At 72.5% G+C, this 15,040-nt stretch carries 14 protein-coding genes; 4 read left to right on the top strand and 10 right to left on the bottom strand.

Annotated features, from left to right (window positions below; translation table 11 throughout):
- Positions 1-4: 4 nt before the first annotated feature.
- The 7 genes from JFN87_RS12405 to JFN87_RS12435 form a co-directional block, all read right to left on the bottom strand.
- A complete protein-coding gene (locus JFN87_RS12405; RefSeq protein ID WP_209340057.1) occupies positions 5-1,228 on the bottom strand; it encodes a globin domain-containing protein in 1,224 nt (407 codons plus the stop codon).
- A gap of 116 nt (positions 1,229-1,344) precedes the next feature.
- Positions 1,345-2,460, bottom strand: a complete 1,116-nt coding sequence (locus tag JFN87_RS12410) for a sulfite oxidase (RefSeq protein ID WP_209340058.1) — start codon at positions 2,458-2,460, stop codon at positions 1,345-1,347.
- A gap of 25 nt (positions 2,461-2,485) precedes the next feature.
- Positions 2,486-3,667: an FAD-dependent oxidoreductase gene (locus JFN87_RS12415; RefSeq protein ID WP_209340074.1), complete on the bottom strand. Its 1,182-nt coding sequence runs from the start codon at positions 3,665-3,667 to the stop codon at positions 2,486-2,488.
- A 136-nt stretch (positions 3,668-3,803) separates the two neighbouring features.
- Entirely contained in the window at positions 3,804-5,390 is a 1,587-nt protein-coding gene (locus JFN87_RS12420; RefSeq protein WP_209340059.1) for a GMC family oxidoreductase, read from the bottom strand.
- Positions 5,391-5,474: 84 nt separating this feature from the next.
- Positions 5,475-7,022, bottom strand: a complete 1,548-nt coding sequence (locus JFN87_RS12425) for an APC family permease (protein ID WP_307865418.1) — start codon at positions 7,020-7,022, stop codon at positions 5,475-5,477.
- Complete coding sequence (locus tag JFN87_RS12430) at positions 7,019-8,488, bottom strand: aldehyde dehydrogenase family protein (RefSeq protein WP_209340061.1); 1,470 nt, start codon at positions 8,486-8,488, stop codon at positions 7,019-7,021. The genes JFN87_RS12425 and JFN87_RS12430 overlap by 4 nt, the downstream gene beginning before the upstream one ends.
- A gap of 95 nt (positions 8,489-8,583) precedes the next feature.
- Positions 8,584-9,597 (bottom strand): acetamidase/formamidase family protein, encoded by a 1,014-nt coding sequence (locus JFN87_RS12435; protein ID WP_209340062.1) that lies wholly within the window; start codon positions 9,595-9,597, stop codon positions 8,584-8,586.
- Between the two features lie 331 nt (positions 9,598-9,928).
- Between JFN87_RS12435 and JFN87_RS12440 the strand changes: the two genes are divergently transcribed.
- A complete protein-coding gene (locus JFN87_RS12440) occupies positions 9,929-11,026 on the top strand; it encodes a fatty acid desaturase family protein (protein WP_209340063.1) in 1,098 nt (365 codons plus the stop codon).
- A gap of 90 nt (positions 11,027-11,116) precedes the next feature.
- Positions 11,117-11,299: a tail-anchor membrane protein gene (locus tag JFN87_RS12445; protein WP_209340064.1), complete on the top strand. Its 183-nt coding sequence runs from the start codon at positions 11,117-11,119 to the stop codon at positions 11,297-11,299.
- A gap of 99 nt (positions 11,300-11,398) precedes the next feature.
- Here JFN87_RS12445 and JFN87_RS12450 read toward each other — a convergent pair whose 3' ends face one another.
- The 3 genes from JFN87_RS12450 to JFN87_RS12460 form a co-directional block, all read right to left on the bottom strand.
- Positions 11,399-12,280: a hypothetical protein gene (locus JFN87_RS12450; RefSeq protein ID WP_209340065.1), complete on the bottom strand. Its 882-nt coding sequence runs from the start codon at positions 12,278-12,280 to the stop codon at positions 11,399-11,401.
- 89 nt (positions 12,281-12,369) lie between these two features.
- Positions 12,370-13,002 (bottom strand): class I SAM-dependent methyltransferase, encoded by a 633-nt coding sequence (locus JFN87_RS12455; protein WP_209340066.1) that lies wholly within the window; start codon positions 13,000-13,002, stop codon positions 12,370-12,372.
- Positions 13,003-13,031: 29 nt separating this feature from the next.
- Complete coding sequence (locus JFN87_RS12460; protein WP_209340067.1) at positions 13,032-13,460, bottom strand: PPOX class F420-dependent oxidoreductase; 429 nt, start codon at positions 13,458-13,460, stop codon at positions 13,032-13,034.
- A gap of 164 nt (positions 13,461-13,624) precedes the next feature.
- Here JFN87_RS12460 and JFN87_RS12465 point away from each other — a divergent pair, with 164 nt between their 5' ends.
- Together JFN87_RS12465 and JFN87_RS12470 are read left to right on the top strand one after the other, a co-directional pair.
- Positions 13,625-14,035 carry a roadblock/LC7 domain-containing protein gene (locus JFN87_RS12465; protein ID WP_030904621.1) on the top strand — a complete coding sequence of 137 codons (411 nt, stop codon included), beginning with the start codon at positions 13,625-13,627 and terminating at the stop codon, positions 14,033-14,035.
- A 126-nt stretch (positions 14,036-14,161) separates the two neighbouring features.
- The coding region (locus tag JFN87_RS12470; RefSeq protein ID WP_209340068.1) for a DUF6397 family protein at positions 14,162-15,040 on the top strand (879 nt) is incomplete at its 3' end.

The raw sequence follows: 15,040 nt of genomic DNA on the forward strand, positions 1-15,040 counted from the left end.
CTTCTCAGGCCGCGCCGAGCCAGAGGTCGGGGCCGAACACCTCGTAGTGGACGTCGGCAGCGGGCACGCCCTTCGCCAGCAGCTGACCGCGCACCGCGCGCATGAACGGGAGCGGCCCGCAGAGGTAGGCGATGGTGCCGTCGGGAACCTCCAGATCGGCGAGGTCGGCCCGGCCGGCGCGGTCGTTCTCACCGGCGGCCTCCTCGTACCAGTACGCGACGCGGCCGTCCGCCAGCTTTCCGGCGAGCGCCGACTGGTCCGCGCGCAGCGCGTGCTCGGCGGGGGAGCGGTCGGCGTGCAGGACGAGCACGGGGGCCGTGTGCTCGCGCGCGTTCAGCTCGTGGAGCATCGAGAGCATCGGGGTGACCCCGATCCCGGCCGAGGCGAGCAGGACAGGGCGCTGCTGAGCCCCGCCGGCCGTGGCGCCCAGCGCGCCCTCGTCGAGCACGAGGTCGCCGAAGGGCGCGGAGACGCGCAGCCGGTCGCCGACGTGGACATGGTCGTGCAGGTGGTTGGAGACCTCGCCGGCCGGGGTCTCCTCGCCGCCGTGCTCGCGCTTGACGCTGATCTGGCGCACCGCGGCGTCGGGCGCCCCGACCATGCTGTACTGGCGTATCTGCCGCGCCCCGTCCGCCAGTTCGACCTGGACCGACACGTACTGGCCTGCCCTGAACGGCTGCGGCGCCGCGCCGCCGAGTGGGCGCAGCAGGAAGGACGCGACGTCGGCGGTCTCCTCGGAGCGCCCGATGACCTCCCACTCGCGCCAGGTGCCGCCGGTCAGGACCTCCTGGCCCTGGTAGAGGCGGCTCTCGATGGCGATGAGGGCGTTGGCCATCAGCCAGTAGACCTCGTCCCACGCCTCGGCGACCTCGGGGGTGGCCGCCTCGCCGAGCACCTCGCCGATCGCCGCGAAGAGGTGCTCGTGGACGATCGGGTACTGGGTGGGCGAGACGCCGAGGGAGGCGTGCTTGTGCGCGACCCGGCCGAGCATTACGTCGGGGCGGGTGTCCGGGTGCTCCAGCAGATGCGTCGCGAAGGCCGCGATGGAGCCGGCCAGCGCCTGGCGCTGGGTGCCTGCGGCCTGGTTGCCGCGGTTGAACAGGTCGCGCAGCAGGCCGGGATGGGCGGCGAACAGCTTCTCGTAGAAGAGTTCCGTGATCTCGCCGATGGCGGCGCCGACGGCAGGGAGTGTCGCGCGGACGGTGGCGGTGGACGTGTCGGAGAGCATGGGTGACCCCTTGCGGCCGTGAGCTGATCGGGCGCGCTCAAATTAACATGCATCTAAGATGCATATTTAAGTGGGGTCGCCCACGTGCAGGCCGGCGTGCTCGCGCAGTGCGCCGCTCACTCGCAGGTGACGTGGACGCGCGCCCACGAGTTGTTGGCGTAGCCCTTGGGGTTCCACAGGTGCACGGGCGACTCGGGCTGCGCCGCGCCGGTGCTGTCCCAGGCGCGTGCGGTGATCTCCACCTCACCGGCCGGCAGGTCGGCGGTGGTGCGCCAGTGCTGCCACACCCACGGGCTCTCCGCCGTGTCCACATCGGCCTGGACCCAGTGGCGGCCGCCGTCCACGGAGACGTCGACGCGGGCCACGGTGCGGTCGTCGCCCGCCAGCGCGTAGCCGATGATCTCCGTCGGGCCCGACGGCAGGCGGCGACCGCCGCGCGGGGAGAGGACGTCGCAGTTCAGGGCGATGGGCCCGAGGGGGATGCCGTCCGCGTGGCCGTCCGTGCCGGGGCGGTCCTGGCCGGGGCCGCCCGGGCCGGGGCCGTCCCCGGCGGGCAGCAGGCGGTAGGCGGAGGTCTGGAAGAAGTTGTCCGACGGTTCGCGCCGCGCGGTGAGGCGGGTCAGCCACTTGACGCTGCGTGCGCCGATCCAGCCGGGCACCACGACCCGGAGCGGGGCGCCGTGCACCCGGCTCAGGGGTGCGCCGCTCATCCCCCAGGCGAGCAGGACCTCGGCGCCCCGCGCCTTCGCGAGCGTGATCGAGCCGCCGTAGGGCTGGGCCGGCTCGGCGAGCCGGGAGACGTCGGGGGCGCCGAAGGCGATGTGCTCCGCATCCGGCAGGGGACCGGCCTCGGCCAGTACGTCCGCCAGGCGCACCCCGCACCAGCGCGCGGTGGAGGTGGCGCCGGGCCCCCAGGGATCCTCGCCGGGGATGTCGCGGACCTCGATCAGCCCGGCGCGGCGGTTGCCGGCGCACTGGAGCGTCACGGCCGCCTCGACCTCTTCGAACCGCTCGCGCAGTTCCGCGAGCGACAGCTCCAACGGCTGCTCGACCAGGCCGTCCACGGTCAGCCGCCAGGCGGCCGGGTCGATGTCGGGGATCTCGCCGTGGTTGCGGCTGTAGAACGTGTCCAGGGGTGTGGTCCTGCCGGCCAGCGCCGCCGGCGGTGGCTCCGCGTTGAACGGTTCGCGTTCGTGCACCACCATGTCGTCCCGTTTGTCCCAGAGGCTCATGCCCCACAGGTACCCCCCTGCGCCGTCAGCCGCCACCTCCGCCGTGCGCGCAGCCGGTCCGGATGTCCGCGTCCCACTCCAGGTGCCGGATCAGCTCGTCGTCACCCGGCCTGCGGGCGGCCTGCCCGCGTGCGGGGCCCGGTGGCGCGGTGGCGGCGCGGGAGATCCGGCCGCTCGCGGCGATGTTGTACTCCACGCGGGGACGGCGGAGCGTCTCGTAGAGGGCCAGCGCGCTGCCGGTGTCCGGCGTGTCACGGAGCGCCTTCGCCAGGACGACCGCGTCCTCAAGCGCCATCGAGGCGCCCTGCCCGGTCGCGGGGGAGGCGGCGTGCGCCGCGTCACCGACGATCAGCACACGACCGGAGCGCCACGGCATGCCGAGCGGCATCTCCGTCGCGCCGGTGACCATGATGCGGTCGCCGGTGGCCGCGACGATGCCCGCGGCCGGGGTGGCGTCCTTCCGCAGCAGCTCCACCAGCGGCTCGCGCCACCGGGTGGGCGTGGACTGCGCGATCTCGTCCGCCGCCGGCGGCTCGCCCGCGACACGCGCGAACCAGTACGTCTCCCCGGCGGGTGACATTGCGCAGCCGAAGGCGGCCGCGCCGCCGCGCACCATGGTGATGGTCCCGGGCGCCCCGGCCGGGGCCGCATGGTCCGCGTAGCCGTAGAAGACCCGCTGCCCGGCATGGAGCGGTTCCGCTCCGGGGGCGATCAGCCGCCTGACGGTGGAGCGCAGCCCGTCCGCGCCGACGAGCAGGTCGCCGGTCGCGGTGGCGCCGCCGGTGAAGTGCGCGGTGACGGCCGAGGGGCCTTCCTCGACGGAAGCGAGCCGGGCGCCGTGCCGGATGCTGATGCCACGGCGCGCCACCTCGGCCTGCAGCGCGGCGTTGAGCTCGCCGCGACGCAGGCACCGGTAGCGCAGGAGCGGGTCACCGCTCTCCCCGAGCGGCGCGTTCGCCACCTCGGCGCCCGAACCGTCCAGCACGCGCAGTGTCGTCAGCGGATAGCCGATCGCGGTGACCGCGACCGAGGCGCCGAGCGCCGCGAGGGCGCGCATGCCGTTGCTCGCGAGCGTGAGGAACGCGCCGATGTCCTCCGCGCCGTCGGGGTACGCCTCGTACACGCTGACGTCGAACCCCGCCTTGTGCAGACCGAGTGCCGCGGCCGTGCCGGCGATCCCGCCCCCGATGACGATCACGCGCACGATGCCACTCCGCCCGTCCTCGCGCGGCCCCGGGCGGGCCGCACACGTACGGACCATGAACGCCCGGGCGGCGACCGGCGTTCCGGGCCGGACGCGTGCGCGTCACCGCGAGGACACGGCTCGGACGCGGCTCGGCGCGTCAACTCAGCGCGGCACGGTCCGACTTGATCATGTCCGCGCATTTCTCCCCGATCATCATCGTCGTGATGCACGGGTTGACGGCGGGCAGGAACGGCATCACCGACGCGTCCGCCACCCGCAGCCCGCTGACGCCCTTGACGCGCAGCCGGGGGTCGAGCGGCGAGTCGGCGTCGGACTCCGCGCCCATCCGCACGGTACCCGCCGGGTGGTACACGGTGTTGTGCGTCTCCCTGATGTACGAGAACAGCTCCTCGTCACTCTGCGCCGCGGGTCCAGGGGCCAGTTCCGTGCCCGTCCACTCGGCGAGCGGAGCCTGCGCCGCGATCTTCCGTGCGAGCCGCAGCCCGTGCGTCATCACCCGCACGTCGTGCTCGTGCGTGAAGTAGCGCGGGTCGACCTTCGGCTTGTCGCGGAAGTCCCGGGTGCGCAGCCTGACCGTGCCCGTCGACCGCGCCCTGGTGACGTTCGGTGTGAGGCAGAACGCGTTGTCCGAGGTGGGATAGCCGCGCCGGTAGGTGTTCATGTCGAACGGCACGGACCCGTAGTGGAACATGAGGTCGGGCCGGTCAAGACCGTCCTCGGTCTGCGTGAAGATGCCGATCTCCCACCACTGCGTCGACGACGTCACCATGGGGCGCTTGGCCTCCCACATGATGACGCCCTCCGGGTGGTCCTGCAGGTGCGAGCCGACACCGGGGGAGTCGACCCGTACCTCCACACCCGTCTCGTGCAGATGGCCGGCCGGGCCGATGCCCGACAGCATCAGCAGCTTCGGCGAGTCGATCGCCCCGCACGCCACGATGACCTCCCGCCGCGCGAGCACCCGCTGCCTGTGCACGGTGTCCGGCATCAGGAACTCGACGCCCGTACACCGCCGGACGTCGTCGAACAGCAGCCGCGCCGCCTGGAGCCCGGTGCGCACCTCCAGGTTGGGCCGCTTGCCCAGCACGGGATGCAGGTACGACACCGACGCCGACGAACGCGTCCCGTCCTCACGGGCGTTGATCTGGAACCAGTGCGCGCCCCGGGTGACGGTGCTGCCCGTGTTGAACGGTGTCGTCGGGATGCCCGCGTCCGCGCAGGCGGCGAGCAGCGCCGTGCCGCACGGGTCGCGCGGCGGGACGGTGCGGATGGTGACGGGGCCCGAGCGGCCGTGGTGGTCGCCGGGCGCGTCGTTGGTCTCCAGCCGCCGGTACAGCGGGAAGCAGTCGGCGGCACTCCAGCCCGTGCAGCCGAGCGCCCCCCACTCGTCCAGGTCCTCGGCCGGCGCCCAGAAGGCGATGGCGGAGTTGTGCGAGGAGCAGCCGCCCAGCACCTTCGCGCGCGCGTGGCGCATGAAGCTGTTGCCGAACTCCTGCGGCTCGACCGGGTAGTCCCAGTCGTAGCCGGACTCCAGCAGCGCCATCCACGCTTCGAGCCGCAGCACGTTGTCGTCGCCGACGTCCGACGGGCCCGCCTCGACCACGCACACCGACACGTCCGGATCCTCGCTGAGCCGCGCGGCCACCACCGATCCCGCGGTACCTCCGCCGACCACGACGTAGTCGTAGACGGGTTCGTGCGTGTCTGCGGGCCGATCGGACATCAACTGCTCCAATATCGAGTCGTGTTGAGCGGACAAGGGCAAAAGGGCGGGCGGGAGCCGGCCGCGGCACGGCGGCTCGCGCCGTTACACCGCGGTCTGCCGCGCCGGGCCGGGCCCGGCGGCCCTGCTGTCCTCGATCACGTCGAGGCGGCCCCGCTTGCGGAACCAGTAGTAGGCGAAGCCGGCGACGGCGATCACACCGATGTAGAGGAACGCGCCCCACCGCAGGTACCAGTGGTGCGGGGAGGTCGCGTCGTACACGCTGGCACGCGGCCACGCGAGGTTCAGCGCCATCGCGGCACCCCACAGGACGGCCACGATGTTGACGGGCAACCCGACCTTGCCCAGGGAGAAACCGCCTTCGGCCGGCTGCCACCTGCCGCGCAGCCGCTGCCACAGCATGGGCAGCGTCACCGAGAGGTACGCCAGGTAGATCATGATGATCGCGATGCTGGTGACGACGGAGAAGATCTGCGGCTGGTCGATGTTGAGGACGAGGATGCCGATGGCGACGAGACCGATCACCACGGCCGGCACGATCGGCGTCTGGAACCGCGGGCTGACCCGCGCCACCATGCGGGAGGCCGGCAGGCCGTTGTCGCGTGCCATGGCGAACGCGAGGCGGATGCCGGCCGTGTGCACGGCCAGTTCGCAGACCGTGATGGCGATGAACACGCACCACAGCACCGCCTGGCCCACCGTGGAGCCGAGGGTGGACAGCACCACGTACTGCAGCCCGCCCGTGGACAGTTGCTTGGACGCCAGGTTCGGCACGGCCAGCAACGCGAACAGCAGGATCAGCCCGCCGATGACGAACGAGGCGATGAGGGCGCGCAGGATCGCCCTCGGCGCGTTGCGGCTCGGGTTCTTCGACTCCTCACCGAGCGAGGACGCCGTGTCGAAGCCGTACATCACGTAGGCGGACGCGAGTGACGCCGTGAGGAACGCGCCGAAGTAGCCGAGTGACTGGCCCTGCCCGAAGCCGTGGCTCTGGGTGATCGTCGACGGCCCCCGGGTGATGTGGACGGCGAGAAGGACGACCAGGACCACGGCGGCGATCAGCTCGATCAGCACGCCCGCCGAGTTGATCCTCGCCATCAGCTTGACGCCGAACGCGTTGACGAGCGTGGTGAAGACGATGAGGCAGGAACCGAGGAACACGGCGTTCTTCGCCGCGTCCCCCGGCGCGCTGCCGTCGCCGATGACCCAGAACACCGAGGAGATCTGCGGCAGGGTCTGCTGGTAGGCGAGCGCCACGGCCGACAGCGACACCATCGTGGCGGCGACCATCATCCAGCCGCCCAGCCAGCCTATGTGCGGGCCGCCCAGCTTCTTCGACCAGTTGTAGATCGAACCCGCGACGGGATAGCGGGCCGCCAGCTCGCAGAAGCACAGCGCCACCATCAGCTGGCCCACGAACACCATCGGCCACGACCACCAGTAGCCGGGCCCCGCGAAGCCGACACCGAAGTAGAACAGCTGGAACGTGCCGGTCAGGATGGAGATGTAGCTGATCCCCGCAGCGAACGTGTGGAAGTTGCCCAGTGAGCGCTTGAGTTGGGGCTTGTAGCCGAAATCCGAGAGTGACTTGTCGTCGTCGTCCTGCGCGCCGTCCGGTATCGGCGCGCTCACGCGAACCACCTGAGCGGCTTCGGTTCGAGGTTGCGCCACACGTGCTTGGCCTCCTGGTACTCGGCGAGCCCGGCGGGACCCAGCTCGCGCCCGAATCCCGACTGTTTGAATCCGCCCCACTCCGCCTGGGGCACGTACGGCTGGAAGTCGTTGATCCACACCGTCCCGGCCCGCATGCGCGCCGCCACCCGGTGGGCCTTGCCGACGTCCTGCGACCACACCGCGCCGGCGAGGCCGTAGACGGTGTCGTTCGCCAGCGCCAGCGCCTCCTCCTCGGTGTGGAACCGCTCGACGGTCAGGACCGGCCCGAACGACTCGTCACGCACCACGGACATACCGGCGGCGCACTCGTCCAGGACGGTCGGCGGGTAGTAGAACCCGTTCGCGAACTCCGGTTCCTCCGGCCGCTTTCCGCCGCACCGCAGCACCGCGCCCTCGGCGATCCCCGCCGCCACGTACCGCTCGACCTTCTCGCGGTGGGCGGCCGAGATCAGCGGCCCGGTGCGCGCGTGCTCGTCGAACGGGCCGCCCATCGGGATGGCGCGGGCCCGCTCGACGACGTCACCGACGAAGCGGTCGTGCAGCCCGTCCTCCACCAGGAGGCGCGCCCCGGCCGAGCAGACCTGCCCGGAGTGCAGGAAGACCGCGGTCAGCGCGTAGTCGACGGCCGCCTCGTAGTCGGCGTCCGCGAAGACGATGTTGGGGTTCTTGCCGCCGAGTTCGAGCGCCACCTTCTTCACCGTCGGCGCCGCCGCCGCCATGATGCGCCGGCCGGTGACGAGCCCGCCGGTGAACGACACCATGTCGACGCGCGGATCCTCCGTCAGCGGGGCGCCGGCGGTGGCGCCGGCTCCGAGCACCAGGTTCGCCACACCGTCGGGCAGGCCGGCCTCGGTCAGCAGGCGCATCAGATGGATCGCCGTGTGCGGCGTCAGCTCGCTCGGCTTGAGGACGAACGTGTTGCCCGCGCCGATCGCGGGCGCCACCTTCCACGCCGTCTGGAGCAGCGGGTAGTTCCACGGGGTGATCAGCGCGCACACACCGACCGGCTCGTGCACGACGCGGCTGTCCACGGCGGAGTCGCCGGTGTCCACGACGCGGTCCGTGCCGCCCGCAGCGACCAGGTTGCCGAAGTAGCGGAAGCAGTTCGCGATGTCGTCCATGTCGAACTCGCTCTCGACCAGCCGCTTCCCCGTGTCCAGGGACTCGGCGCGGGCGAGCGCCGCCCTGTCGCGCTCCAGCAGCGCGGCGACGCGCAGCAGCAGCCGCCCGCGTTCCCCCGCGGGGGTGCGAGGCCAGGTACCGCCGTCGAAGGCGGCGCGGGCGGCGGCGATCGCCGCGTCGGCGTCGCCGGGCCCGGCCTCGTCGACGGTGGCGACCAGCGTCCCGTCCGCGGGGCAGCGGATCTCCCGCACCCGGCCCTCCGCCGCCGAGGTCCACTTACCGCCGATGAAAAGCTCAGGCATGCACACTCCTACCGTTTGATCGGGGTGCCTACCCGGAAGATCGCCCGGCACACCCGCCCGGCCGAACCCGTGCGGTGCGCGCGCGGCGGCGGGCGTCAGCGCGTCAGGACCGCCGCGGTCTCCCGCAGATGCCGGTGCAGGCCGCGGTGCGGCTCGCCCGCGGGCAGCCACTCCTTGCGGATCTTCGCGACCGACGTGTAGTTGGTGTCGCAGACGTTGGCGAGCGGGGCCTCACCGGCCTGCGAGAGCAGCTGGTAGGCGTCGAGCTCCGACAGCCCGTAGTCGCGCGCGAGCCACTGCACCAGATCCAGCTGCGAGATGCGGAACGCGTCCTCCAGGGGCCTCGCCGAGCCCGTCGACATGATGTGCGTGTCCGATTCGATGCGCGGCCACGGCGTCTGGACACCCTTCAGCAGCTCGACGATCACGACCGTGTTCATCGCGCACTCCACGGCCACACCGCAGGTCTCGCCCTCGCCCTGGCGCGCGTGCCCGTCACCGAGGCTGAGCAGCGCGCCCTCGACGTTCACGCCGAGGTAGCACGTCACCCCTGAACGCATCTCGGGCGTGTCCATGTTGCCCCCGTGCGCGTCGGGCACCAGCGCGGAGCGCACTTCGAGGTTGGCCGGCGCCACCCCGACCGTGCCGTGCATCGGGTCCATCGGCAGGTCGATCTCGATGTCGCTGTCGCGGGCCGTGAACCGGCACGTTCCGCGCTCACGGTCCAGCTGCCACATCCACACCACCTCGGGCAGCGGCGGCTGGAGCGTCGCCGTGGTGTGCGTGGACGTGAGGGCACCGAACAGCGGGACGGTGGTGGAGGCGGCCCAGTCCCGCGCGGGCTCGATCGACACGAAGTGCACGGCGACGGTGTCGCCGGGCTCCGCGCCCTCCACGTGGAACGGCCCCGTCTGCGGGTTGAGGAACGGGAAGTCGCACACCTCGGAGACGAAGTCACGCGTCGAGCGGACCCGGCCCGCGAAGCAGTCCTCGGTGAACAGGTCGAGCACCGTGCCGGGGGTGATCCGCGCGACGGGCGCGCTCCCTCCGAACGTCCAGGCGTACTCGCCGGGTTCGGGACGTACGGTCAGGATCCTCGGATCGCTCATGACAGGCTGCTCCAGTCGTCGGGGTGGGACGGGCATGTGCCGGTGCGGTGGGTGCGTGCCGTGGCGCTCGCCGGCACCGGACGCGGCGGACGCGGGCCCACCGTACGATCACGTTCCCGCCGCACGGAAGGCCACCTGCCACCCCCGGGGGCTCGGACCCGCGCGAGGTATGGCCAGCACCACCGTGGGTGCGGGGGTCAGCAACGGCGGACCGGGGTGGTGACGCCATGGTTCGGCGCAGCGCGCTCTTCTACGTTTCTAGAGGTCAGCGCGGTTCGCGCCGTCGCCTTTCCCTCTCGCCACGCCCCCGATCACAGACCGGAGACCCGTGATGTCCCAGGCCGTAGCCACCGCCGTCGAGGCGGAACCGGAGCAGGGCCCCGAGCCTGCCCGGCCGACCAGTCGCACGAGCGCGGGCAGCGAGTTCGCGCCCCTGCTGCGCCAGGTGAAGGAACAGGGACTGCTGGAGCGGAGGGTGGGCTGGTACGCGCGCGGTATCGGCGTCAACCTGATCGCTCTCGGCGGCATCGTCCTCGGACTCGTGCTGCTCGGGCCCTCCTGGTGGGCGCTCCTGCTCGCGCCGCCCTTCGCGGTCGTCACGGCCCGTATGGCGTTCATCGGGCACGACGCGGGACACGCGCAGATCACCGCGGACCGGGCCAGGGGGCGCCTGGTCCAGCTCGTGCACGCGAATCTGCTGCTCGGCATGAGCCAGGAGTGGTGGAACGACAAGCACAACAAGCACCACGCCAACCCGAACCATGTCGACAAGGACCCCGACGTGGCGCCCGACGTCATCGTCTTCAGCCAGGACCACGCCGCGAGCCGTACCGGGTTCGACGGCTGGCTCACCCGCCACCAGGCGTGGCTGTTCTTCCCGCTGACCATGCTGGAGGGCATCGCGCTCAAGGTGCACGGCTTCCGCGCGGTCTTCTCCCACCAGGGCGACCGCATCGCGCGGAAAGACCGCATACGGGAGGGCGCGCTGCTGCTCGTCCACGTCGCGCTCTACGTCTCGCTGCTGGTCACGACGCTGTCCCTGCCGCAGGCCCTGGTCTTCCTGCTGATCCACCAGATGCTCCTCGGGCTCCACCTGGGCATGTCCTTCGCGCCCAACCACAAGGGCATGCAGATGCCGGAGCCCGAGGTGTACGAGACGCTCGGCCACCTGCGCAAGCAGGTCCTGACGTCGCGCAACGTCCGCGGGGGCGCGCTGACGGACTGGTTCCTCGGCGGGCTCAACTACCAGATCGAGCATCACCTCTTCCCGAGCATGCCGCGGCCGCACCTGCGACTCGCCCAGCCGCTGGTGCGGGCACACTGCCGGGAGCTGGGCATCCCCTACACGGAGACGGGGCCGCTCGAGTCCTACCGGCAAACCCTCGGACACCTGCACGAGGTGGGCGAACCGCTCAGGTCGGACGCATAGTGGACGGGGCGGGCGCATAGTGGAACCGATGGGCGCGGCCAGGCGTTACATCAAGCAGTAGCGGCGACAGCCGCGGAGGAGGCACCGAAGATGTCGACAAGGGCAAAGATAGCCGTCGGGGGAGTGGCCATCGGCCTCGTCCTGTGGATCATGACCAGCTTCTGGATCGCGCTGATCGTGATGGTCGGCGTGCCCGCTGCCGCCTACCTGGCGCTCGACTCCTCGCAGCGCAAGAGGCTGCGCAGGGTCAGCCGCAGGGAACTCGGCCGCTGACGACACGGCCACGGCACCGCCCGCGTTCGCGCGGGCGGTGCCGTGTCGCGTTGCGGCCCGGCTCCGGTCCGGGGTGCCGAGGCGGGGCCGGAGCCGGGCTCATGCCGGCCGGACGGCCATCGCGTCGAGCGCGGTGAGCAGTCCCGGCAGCTCCGGGCCCCGGCCGACGGGGATGACCGTGCCCGGCGCCTCGTCGAGGAGCACGAACGCCATGTCGTCCGTCCTGGCCACGAAGGACCACCCGGGGCCGTCGGCCCTCAGGATGCGCGCGCCCCCGGGCGCGAAGCTGGAGCGCACACGCCCCGTGGGCGGCGGCTGCTCCAGGTAACCGTGCAGCTCGGCGAGGACGTCGTGCACCTCGGGATCGGGCGACTCGGGGCGGGCGCCGCCTTCGGCCGTTACTCCGTCGGCCGCTCCGTTCGCCTCGACCTCGACCTCAGGGTGAGGCTCGGCCGATGCGCGGCCACCCTCGCCCTCCGGCTGAGGTCCAGCGTCCGGCGCCGGAGCGTCGAACCGCGCACGCCAGACCGTCCACTGGGTGGCGACCTCGTCGGCGCCCAGCCTGCGCTGCGCCGGCCCCCACACGCCCGTCTCGGGGGGAGCGAGGGGCTCAGCCTGGCCCTCGGGGTCGTGCGGCTCCGGCACGCCGGGCGCGGCGACGGCGAGGGCCAGCGGCCACCCCGGCAGGGCGGCGACGACCGAGCGGTCCGGTGGCGAGAGCTCCTGTTCCATGCCGCAGTCCCACGCCGCGATCGCGACGGCCACGAGCGACACGTCGTCCACGGCCACCGTCCACCGCGCTCCCGCACCGTCCTGGCCGAGGACGAGACCGTAGCCGTTCTCGTCGGGCGGCAGCCCGAGTGCGGCGCACGCCTGGGGGAAGTCGTCGCCGAGCACGGCAGGGAACTGCGCGGGCGTCAGCAGCACCGCCGTCAGTACGTACAGCGAATCCTCATCGATAGCCCCCTCGGTCAAGGCCACGGCAACTCCCGTCGTTCGGCTGCCGGTGACCTTAACCAGTCGGTAACCGCCGCGTCGAGAGCCCTGCTACGCCCCGCCCACCTGCGGCTTTACGGTTGCCCCGATTTGTCCCCCACCGGCACACCGGTCTCCCGCAGAGCGAGGGCGAGGAACCTGTCGTCCTCGTCGACGTACGAGGCGAGCCGCCAGCCCGCCGCGGCGAGCAGCGGCCGCAGACGCGGCTGTGCCCTCAGGTCGTCGTCCGCGATCCGCCGCCCCTGGCGCGCGGCAAGTGCGGCCCGGCCAATGGGGTGGAACAGCGCGAGCACGCCGCCCGGCCGCACGGCGCGCGCGAGTTCTCGCAGGCCGGAGGCGGGATCGGGCAGGTGGGAGACCAGGCCGGCGGCGAACACCGCGTCGAGCGCCCCGGAGCGCACCGGCAGGACGGTGGCGTCCGCAAGCAGCAGCGCGCCGCTGGAGCGGCGGCCGCGCCCGGCCGCCTCGGCCAGCATCTCGGGCGTGGCGTCGACGCCCAGCACACGGCCGGCCAGCCCGACGGCCGCGCGGAGTGCGGGCAGCGCCCTGCCCGTACCGCAGCCCGCGTCCAGCACGGTGGCGCCCGGCCGCAGGCCCATCGCCGCCACGGCCGCGGCGTAGGCGGGTCCGTCGTCGGGGAACCTGCTCTCCCAGCCGGCTGCCCTGACACCGAAGAAGGCCCGCGTGCGGGCGAGGTCCTGGCTCATGCCCCCATGCTTCCAGCCGCCTGGCGCGCTCAGTCCGAGACGGCGGAATACGCGGTGACCTTGTCCAGGCGCAGCCTCACGACCAGTTCGCCCGGCACACCGTTGCGCTCCCCGAACTGCCTGCCGCGCGCCTCGCCCATGTAGCGGGTGGCGATCCTGATCGCGCTGTCGAGCAGGTCGCCGGGCTCCTCGCTGATCGCCACGGAGCCGCGCACCAGCACGAAGGCGTACGGTTCGCGTTCGTCGTCCACGCACAGCGCCGCCCGCCCCTCCCGCAGGAGATTGCGGCCCTTCACGGTCTCCCTGCCGGTGTTGAACACCAGGTCGGGGCCGTCCACCAGGAACCAGACGGGCGCGACGTGCGGACTTCCGTCGGCGCTGACGGTCGACAGCTTCCCGGTGCGGGTCCCCTCGGAGAGGAAGGCACGCCACTCGTCCTCGTTCATTCGATCGGTCATGGGCGCCATCATCCGCCGCGGCGGCGCCCACTCGCGCGCGACTCCCCGGGGAGCGGACACTCCTTGCCCCTGGCCGGGCGGTGCGACAGGCTGTTGACGGTGCGCGGCGCTCACGCGCACGGCGGGGCGGTGAACGGTGAACGGCTGGACACGAAGGGGCGGGGATGGCGGCCGACAAGGGACTCGACTGGCTTCTCGACGATCTGACCGAGCGCGTCGAGCACATCAGGCATTCGCTGGTGCTCTCGAACGACGGACTGGTCACGGGCGTGAGCTCCGGGCTGCCCAGGCAGGACGCGGAGCACCTCGCGGCGGTCGCCTCGGGGCTGCAGAGCCTGGCGCGCGGCTCCGGCCGCCACTTCGGCGCCGGGCAGCCGCGCCAGACCATGGTCGAGTTCGACGACGCCCTGCTGTTCGTCACGGCGGCGGGGGACGGGAGCTGCCTGTGCGTCTTCAGTGGAGCCGAGGCGGACGTCGGGCAGATCGCCTACGAGATGACCCTGCTCGTTCACCGCGTCGGTGAGCACCTCGGCCTCACGCCACGGAACGAGGGCACGACGCTGGGAGGCCTCTGACCTGCTGGTCTCCGTGATCCTCAGGAGTTTTCCACAGGGGTCGCGGACCGTGTTCCCTCCGCGTTACGGTGATCACCGAGCGTAGTCGCGGCCGGTGGTGGCCGCACTGGACGGGGGAGTACGGGCATGGCCGAGAGCAGGTACACGAAGGAGACCGATGCCGGCGAGGCGGTGGGCGCGGATCGCGCCGCCCGGGAGCTCGGCCTCAAGCGCGGCGAATTCACGCTCGCGGTGGAGCTGGGACACGTCCGCGTGGCGGACGGGAGCACGGCCGGGCGGATCCGGGTCCCGCGCGGGGAGATCGACCGCCTGCGCGCGGCCGAGGGCTTCCCCGAAGCCCTGCGTGAGCGGGTGCTCACGATGGGCACGGCGCGGGGCGCCGAGCTGATGGGTATCAGCCCGGGCCGGTTCACCCGGCTCGCGAGGGCCGGCCTGCTGACCCCGGCGCGGTTCTTCCTCAACCGCTACCGGACGATCGTGTGGCTCTATCTCGCCGAAGAACTGCGGGCCCTGCGCGCGGCGGAGCCACAGCTGATGCACGGGCGCCTGCCGGAGCCGCTGCGCACCCTCGCCGACGGCGGGGACCGCCGCGCGCGCAACTGGCGCAGCAGGCGAGTCAGCGCCCTGCTGCGGGACGCGCCGGGCCCCTGGGAGCGGGTGGCCGCGGCCGCTGCCGCGCTGGAGCCGGCGGAGCTGGCCCTGCTGCTGCCCGGTCCAGGCGAGCGCGAGCGTGTCGCGGCCGCGACACCGGACCTCGCCCACTTCAGACCGACGTCGGATCGTGCGGCCGAGGTGGTCCGGGCGCTGGTGACGGTGGAGGAGCCCGACGAATCGGCCTGGTACGCGGCCAACGCCCGAGCGCTGCTCACCGAGGCCAGGGCGTCGGAACCCCTGGGGCGTGCCCCTGCCGCCCCCGCGCCCCGCCCCTCGGCTGCCACCGCCGCGGCGCTCACCGCGGCAGGCGCCGCGGCATCGGTGAACGCCGCCGTCGGGGTGGCACGCGGC

The organism is Streptomyces montanisoli (assembly GCF_017813245.1).
Lineage (GTDB): Bacteria > Actinomycetota > Actinomycetes > Streptomycetales > Streptomycetaceae > Streptomyces > Streptomyces montanisoli.

Excerpts from the sequence above, each read along its gene's own strand:
- JFN87_RS12405 (WP_209340057.1), bottom strand. The coding sequence starts at position 1,228 with ATGCTCTCCGACACGTCCACCGCCACCGTCCGCGCGACACTCCCTGCC.
- JFN87_RS12410 (WP_209340058.1), bottom strand. The coding sequence starts at position 2,460 with ATGAGCCTCTGGGACAAACGGGACGACATGGTGGTGCACGAACGCGAA.
- JFN87_RS12420 (WP_209340059.1), bottom strand. The coding sequence starts at position 5,390 with ATGTCCGATCGGCCCGCAGACACGCACGAACCCGTCTACGACTACGTC.
- JFN87_RS12430 (WP_209340061.1), bottom strand. The coding sequence starts at position 8,488 with ATGCCTGAGCTTTTCATCGGCGGTAAGTGGACCTCGGCGGCGGAGGGC.
- JFN87_RS12435 (WP_209340062.1), bottom strand. The coding sequence starts at position 9,597 with ATGAGCGATCCGAGGATCCTGACCGTACGTCCCGAACCCGGCGAGTAC.
- JFN87_RS12440 (WP_209340063.1), top strand. The coding sequence starts at position 9,929 with ATGTCCCAGGCCGTAGCCACCGCCGTCGAGGCGGAACCGGAGCAGGGC.
- JFN87_RS12445 (WP_209340064.1), top strand. The coding sequence starts at position 11,117 with ATGTCGACAAGGGCAAAGATAGCCGTCGGGGGAGTGGCCATCGGCCTC.
- JFN87_RS12455 (WP_209340066.1), bottom strand. The coding sequence starts at position 13,002 with ATGAGCCAGGACCTCGCCCGCACGCGGGCCTTCTTCGGTGTCAGGGCA.
- JFN87_RS12460 (WP_209340067.1), bottom strand. The coding sequence starts at position 13,460 with ATGACCGATCGAATGAACGAGGACGAGTGGCGTGCCTTCCTCTCCGAG.
- JFN87_RS12465 (WP_030904621.1), top strand. The coding sequence starts at position 13,625 with ATGGCGGCCGACAAGGGACTCGACTGGCTTCTCGACGATCTGACCGAG.